The organism is Myroides odoratimimus (assembly GCF_001485415.1).
GTDB classification, from domain to species: domain Bacteria; phylum Bacteroidota; class Bacteroidia; order Flavobacteriales; family Flavobacteriaceae; genus Flavobacterium; species Flavobacterium odoratimimum.
The window spans coordinates 1-6,762 of sequence record NZ_BCMQ01000055.1; the positions used below are offsets into that span (position 1 = coordinate 1).

Genomic DNA, 6,762 nt, shown 5'->3' on the forward strand with positions numbered 1-6,762 from the left:
ACAACAGCTCTAATGGTTTTACATCAACAAATGTACAAGAGGCATTAGAAGAGTTAAAAACTACAGTAGATAATACAAAAGGTGATTTATCGTTAGCAGGAGGACTTGAGTTTGTAACAGGAGCAAATGGAACTGATAAGTTATTAGCTGATGCCGGTATCCAAATTGCAGATAAAGGAATTACGACTGACAAAATTAAACCAGGAACAGATGGACAAATTTTAGTAACAGAAGGAACAGGAGATACAGCTACAACTAAGTGGGTTAATAAAAAGTCTGCTACTTCTAATACCCTTGTAACTAGGGAAACAGCTATAGTAAGTTCTGTTAATGGAGAAGAGGCAGAGTTAATTTTAGAAGGAGATGCTGTACTAAAAGAAGGTAAAACAGTAGTACAAGCTATCCAAGGTACGCCAGTTAGTGATACTAAACCTTCTAATGCACAAACCTTAATTTATGACCAAACAACACAAGCTTGGATTCCAGGCACACCAGATGTAACAGTTGATAAGGTAGTTGATGCTAAAACATTAACAACAGATGGTGTAATTGTTATAGGTACTGATAGTAATGCAATAGCAACAACAGCTACTAAATCATTATTAACTGATGTCAAACTAAATATTGCTAATAATAAAATTACAACAGATCATATCCAAAACGGAACGATAAAACCAGAAGACATAGCTAATGCAGGTAATAATCAAGTATTGGTTACAGATAATACAGGAGTTCCTACTTGGAAAAACCAGACTGATGTAGGGGAGATAGTTACAGCTAATAATGGACTTACTAAAGCAGATACTAATATCCAATTAGGAGGTTTATTAACTAAAAAAACAGCTATTAATACTACTACTGATAATACGCTTGCTTTAACTGGGCTTGATAAGAAAAAAACGCAAGCAGTTAATGAAAGTGAAGGGGTTACTCAGCATTTATTAGCAGTAGATAAAAACGGAGACGTTATAAAAGCTTTAAAAGCAGCGATGCCTAAGTTCTTCTATATGCCTTCAGTAATGGTTCCTACAGCAGAGAGTCAAGCCCAACAAGAAGGCGTTACATATAATAATACAACTCGTACAGGTACAATAGATATGTATGCTATTTATAAGAAACAATTTGGAAGCCCTGTAATGAGTAGTACTGGAGCATCAGCTTTACCAGTTTTACCTGCATCAGAGCTAGGTTTTCATGTGACTTATGCAACAGAAGGAGTATTTACTATTGTAAGTATTAATGCAGAAGGATTAATGACATATAAAGTAAATGATACCGCTAATGTAAATATAGGAAGCTTTATAAACATTGTATTCTCTGTTAATGAAGATAATTAATTATGAAAAATAATATTTTATATATAATAATAGCTTTTGGCTTGTGCTTTGGAATCAAAGCACAAGCACAAAGTGCTATTTTCGAATACAATCAGAAACTTATTAAATTAACTGATTCACAAGCTAATGATCTTAATTACCTAGCTAATGGTGCACCAACCTCTATGTTTATAGCATTTGATAAGCAAGCTAAAATTCACCAAGGAAACTCTAAAGAGATAGTTGAAATGTCTATTGAAGACACTAGTGACTTTATTGGTTTAAGCAATGTTTATAAAGATAAATTAAAAGAGGTTATTTTAATAAATATTAAATGGGATGGAAAGCAGCAAATTGTTGTTCCCAAAGATTTAATTATTCAATTAGAAAGTCTTAAATACATCTACATTAGATCATATCGAGAATTAGATAAAGAGTTAATTCAAACAGAGTTTATTGATTTATTACAAAAGTTAAACGAAAAACAAGATGTTGAAATTCTGTATTCAACAATGGATCAACCAAGTTAATGGAAAAGCTATGAAAAAATATTCAAAAAAAATAAGTGCTTATCTATCAACTCTCTTATTATTAAGTTTTTTAGTACTAGGAAGTAACTTGGGGTATGCACAAGTTGTAAAAGATTTTAAACCACGTGAGTCACCGAAGGCTCCAATGCCTTATACTAATGTAAAGAATTATAATCTGCAAGGAGATTTTACCATGATTGGTAATACTAACCTTACTTTAAAAAATTATGCAAATAGTGGAAAGCAAGGGGGAAATAATAATGAGATGATCTATGTAGACATTGACAATGATCGAAATACGATAAATTCATCTTCTGCAGAACTAATTCTACCAGGTGGTGAATGTACTGAAATTGTATATGCAGGCTTATATTGGACGGGACGTGCTCATGATATAGATGTTAGGAATACAAATAGTCCATTGACTTTCGACGGATTGGATAAACGTAAAGTTAAGTTAAAAGCTAAAAACCAATCATATATACAAATAACAGCAAAAGATACTGATATATATTACCCCTCTACATCAGAAGGAGCTATGTATGCGGCTTATGCTGATGTAACTGATTATGTTCGTGAACATGGGGCTTCAAATTATTTTGTGGCTGACATTGCCTTAAAAGAAGGGAAAGGAGGAGGAACTGGATTCTATGGAGGATGGGGAATGGTTGTTATTTATAAAAACACTTCGATGAAGTGGAGAGATATTACTGTTTTTGATGGTTATGGTTATATGGTTAAAAGAACAGGTGCAGCTATTTTACCAGTGAGTGGTTTTAGAGCTACCCAAAATGGAGATGTAAATGTAAAAATTGGAATGATGGCGGGTGAAGGAGATGAGGATATCTCTGGGGACTATTTTAAGATTCAAAAAAGAAATTCTAATAGCTATCAAGACTTAAGCCATGGAGGTAACTCTACTAATAACTTTTTTAATTCTTCAATTCATACAGGAGGAAACCCAAGAAATCCAAACTTAATCAATAATACAGGAATGGATATTTCTATGTTTGAGTTAAATAATACTAGTAATCAAATCATAGGAAATAATCAGTCATCAACTTCATTTTCATATGGATCAAATCAAGATACATACATCATATTTAATATAGTGTTTGCTGTAGATGCTTATGTTCCTGATGTAGTAGGAGAGAATAAAGCAACTAATTATGGAGGTGTAAAACCATTAAATAATGGAACAATCACTCCTGGGCAAGAGTTTGAATTTGAGCTAGATGTTTATAACAAAGGAACAGAAGCAGTTAATAATTCTAAAATTGAAATACCTGTACCTTTTAATCTACATTTCTTAGATGCGGAGATAGTGCCAGATCTAGATGCATCAGGAAGTGTTACTTGGGTACCCCCTACTGGAGGTACAAATGATCCAAGTGTTACAGCAGGGGGTAAAATTGTTTGGGATATTGGAAATTTACCTTTAGATACAACAAAAGAAAAGCTGTTAGCGCAATTAAAATATAGATTTAGAGTATCTGATAATTGTGTATTGTTATCTACCAATGTGTGTGGATTAGATGTAAAGATCAATGGTAAAATATCAGGAGAAGGAGCTACATCAAAATCAAAGGTAAACTCAGACTTAGTGAGAGATTATGGAAACGGAGTTTGTGCAGGTCCTGTTTATGATGATTTTATTTCTAAGATAAGTGTTACAACAGACTTCTTGCAAAACTGTAACCCTCCTGTAGAAGATGGAATTATGCAATTTAAGGCTTTTTGTTCTGTACCAACAACAGGATTTGATAGAAGTGAAATTATAAATATATATCCTCCTGGAGCTAAGTTTTATAGTAAAGTACCGACAAGTTATACATCTAATGATGGTTTAGTAACTGGAGATTTTTCAGTTAACAGTGATGGCAGTAGAAAAATGTATTATGTGATGGTACCAGATATGGAGGATGGTTGTTATGCTAGGTTAGAAATCAGTATTGAAAAAGTAACTACTTCACCTATTGCTAAGAATACAGAGTTATGTTTTGGAGAGCCTTTAGTATTAGAAAATGAGTTATCTGCTACAGGAAAAGATAAAGGTTATGAATTGGTTTATTTTGATAGTAATCAAGTTGAATTATCAGATGTTCCTAGTCCAACTGCTGTAGGTACTTATAAATATTTTGTAGCAGAGGGAAAAGATGGATGTATAGGTCCTAAAAAAGAATTTACTATTGTGATTAATGCCTTGCCAGAGGTAAGTAAGGATATTGACAATATTGTGATTTGTGAAAACTTTGACTCTGCTAAAGTATCTATAACTACAAATGTTTCAAATTATAAATGGGAATACACTACAACTGGAACAACAAATTGGAAAGAATTAGATAATACTACTTTTTCAAATAGAATTATTCTTGAGGGAAAAACAATTAAAGTTAGTCATGCTAGTAAAGAATTAAATGGTTTACGCATTCGATTAAATGTAACTAACAATCAATGTTCAGACACATCAAATGAGTTTGAGATCAAAGTAAATGATTGTTCTGCTGTTACTAATCCGATGTTGTTAAATCAAGCAGTAGCTAATTAATTATAAAATAAAAACTATGAAATCAAGAAAATTATATAAATCAGTTGCTTTATTAGGTTTAGCATTGCCAGCTACAGTAGTAGCCCAGCAAGCTAAGAAAGACCAAGTAATGGTAAACCAAGGAAAGATTTCGATAGCCGAAGGAGGAGTCATGTCTACTATCTATGATTTTGACAATACAAAAGAAGGGTATGTAAAGAATGATGGAACGGTTTATTACTACAGCAACTTTAACAATGACAATATTTATGATCACAGCACTAACGCCAAAGGTTCTAAAGCTGTGTTCACTCCTTTTGAAGAAGCAAAAGGAGCTCAGCATATCACTGGAAGCCAACCTTCTAATTTCTTTGATGTAGTACTAGACAACTCTACTAAAGATATGGCCTTTGACCTAAAGAACGAGGCTAACGTAAGAGGTAGTGTAGACTTTAAAGATGGTATTATTAAGGTAGACTCACTAGCAGGGATGCTAACCTTCCACCAAGGAGCGAAAGCACTTAAGCCTACAGACAGAAGCCACGCAGAAGGATATGTAGAGAAGATAGGTAATGAGGAGTTCCAATATCCTAAAGGAGATAAAGGACTATACCGTTATGCTAGAATCACTGCTCCAGATCATGTAAAGGATGCGTATGAAGGAAAGTATAACTTAGATGATAAGAACTTCTTTAGAGCGCGTAGTGCTAAGTCAGGAGTGATTAACTTACTAGATGAGCGCGAGTACTGGACAGTAGATAAAGGAAGTGATAATAGTAAAGGAGACATCATGCTGACACTGAGTTGGGATGAGCGTACGACACCTAAAGAGTTATTAGTGAACCCAGAGAAAGAATTACACATCGTACGCTGGGATGCTAAGCAACAGCTTTGGGTAGACGAAGGAGGAGTAGTGGATGTGGAGAAAAAAGAGATCACAACACCTACTAGTGTGAAGGGGTACGGATTCTTTACATTAGCTACTGTGAATACAGACTTAATCTTAGACGGAGATATCGTTATTTACAACCTTGTTTCTCCTGATGGAGATGGTAAGAATGATTACTTCATCATAGATAATATCAACAGATTCCCTAATAATACAGTAGAGATTTATAACCGTTGGGGAGTTAAGGTATTTGATACGAAGAGTTATGACAGTGCAGGTAATGTGTTTAGAGGATACTCTGATGGACGTGTTACTGTAAATAAAGGTGAGAAATTACCTACAGGTACTTATTTCTACATCGTGAGTTATGAGTATAAAGACGCTAGCGGTTCGCGTATGATTAAGAAATCGGGTTACCTACATTTAGAAAGCAATAAGTAAGAGAATATATGAATATTCAACAAAACATAAAGAAAATCGGAATCAGCCTATTCGCCTTAGGCTGCTTTTCTCAAATGCAAGCTCAACAAGATCCACAGTATACACAGTATATGTATAATGCTAATATGATCAACCCTGCTTATGCAGGTAGTAGAGGAACACTGAACGTGTTTGGGATGTACAGAACACAGTGGGTAGGACTAGATGGAGCACCTAAGACAGCGAATGTATCTGTGTCTACACCTCTTGGAGAAAGTGGATTAGGACTAGGAGTGAACTTTACCAATGATCGACTAGGAGCGATGGATGAGAATAATATCTCTGTAGATTTAGCTTATGCTATTGACTTAAATGCTGATTATAAATTAGCATTCGGGTTAAAAGCGACTGCTAACCTATTAAGTGTTGATTATACCAAGCTTAATATCCACAATCCTACTGATCCTGTAAGCCAAGAGAATCTAAACAACAAGTTTAATCCAAATATTGGAGCAGGGGTTTATCTATACTCTGACAAAGCTTATGTAGGGTTATCAGTTCCGAACTTCTTGACTACAGATCGCTACGATGATAATGATATCACGACGATGCGTCAGAAGATGCACTTCTATTTAATGGGAGGATATGTATTCGATGTGAGTGAGAACTTATTATTTAAGCCAGCCGCTTTAGTTAAGGCAGTAAGTGGTGCACCATTACAAGTAGATTTGACAGCTAACTTTTTGATGTATGACAAGTTTACTTTAGGAGCGGCTTATCGTTGGGATGCTTCAGTGAGCGCCTTGGCAGGATTCCAGGTAAATGATAATTTATTTGTAGGATATTCTTATGACTTTGAGACTACTGCGCTTCAACGTTATAACTCAGGTTCACACGAGATCTTCTTAAGATTCGAATTATTTAACCGTCGTAGTACAATTAATGCTCCTCGTTTCTTCTAATAAAAGAGGACTTAAGAAAACAAGTATGAAAAAACAGCTATTGAAAATAAGCTTATTGACAATGTTGCTTTTCGTAGGTATTAGTACTTATGGACAGAAAGTAGCAGAGAAGAAAGCG

The 6,762-nt window shown here is 34.5% G+C and carries 5 protein-coding genes; all 5 read left to right on the forward strand.

Annotation, left to right across the window (positions count from 1 at the left end):
• On the forward strand, positions 1-1,337 hold a 1,337-nt coding region (locus MODO_RS18715), incomplete at its 5' end, for a hypothetical protein (protein ID WP_059051722.1).
• Positions 1,338-1,339: 2 nt separating this feature from the next.
• Entirely contained in the window at positions 1,340-1,846 is a 507-nt protein-coding gene (locus MODO_RS18720; protein ID WP_006265340.1) for a hypothetical protein, read from the forward strand.
• A gap of 10 nt (positions 1,847-1,856) precedes the next feature.
• The gene (locus MODO_RS18725; RefSeq protein ID WP_225582016.1) at positions 1,857-4,394 is read left to right on the forward strand and encodes a hypothetical protein; all 2,538 of its coding nucleotides are present in this window, start codon (positions 1,857-1,859) and stop codon (positions 4,392-4,394) included.
• A gap of 16 nt (positions 4,395-4,410) precedes the next feature.
• Positions 4,411-5,703, forward strand: coding sequence for a T9SS type B sorting domain-containing protein (locus MODO_RS18730; protein WP_059051724.1), 1,293 nt, complete (start codon positions 4,411-4,413; stop codon positions 5,701-5,703).
• Between the two features lie 8 nt (positions 5,704-5,711).
• Positions 5,712-6,644: a PorP/SprF family type IX secretion system membrane protein gene (locus tag MODO_RS18735; protein ID WP_006258685.1), complete on the forward strand. Its 933-nt coding sequence runs from the start codon at positions 5,712-5,714 to the stop codon at positions 6,642-6,644.
• Positions 6,645-6,762: the final 118 nt, after the last annotated feature.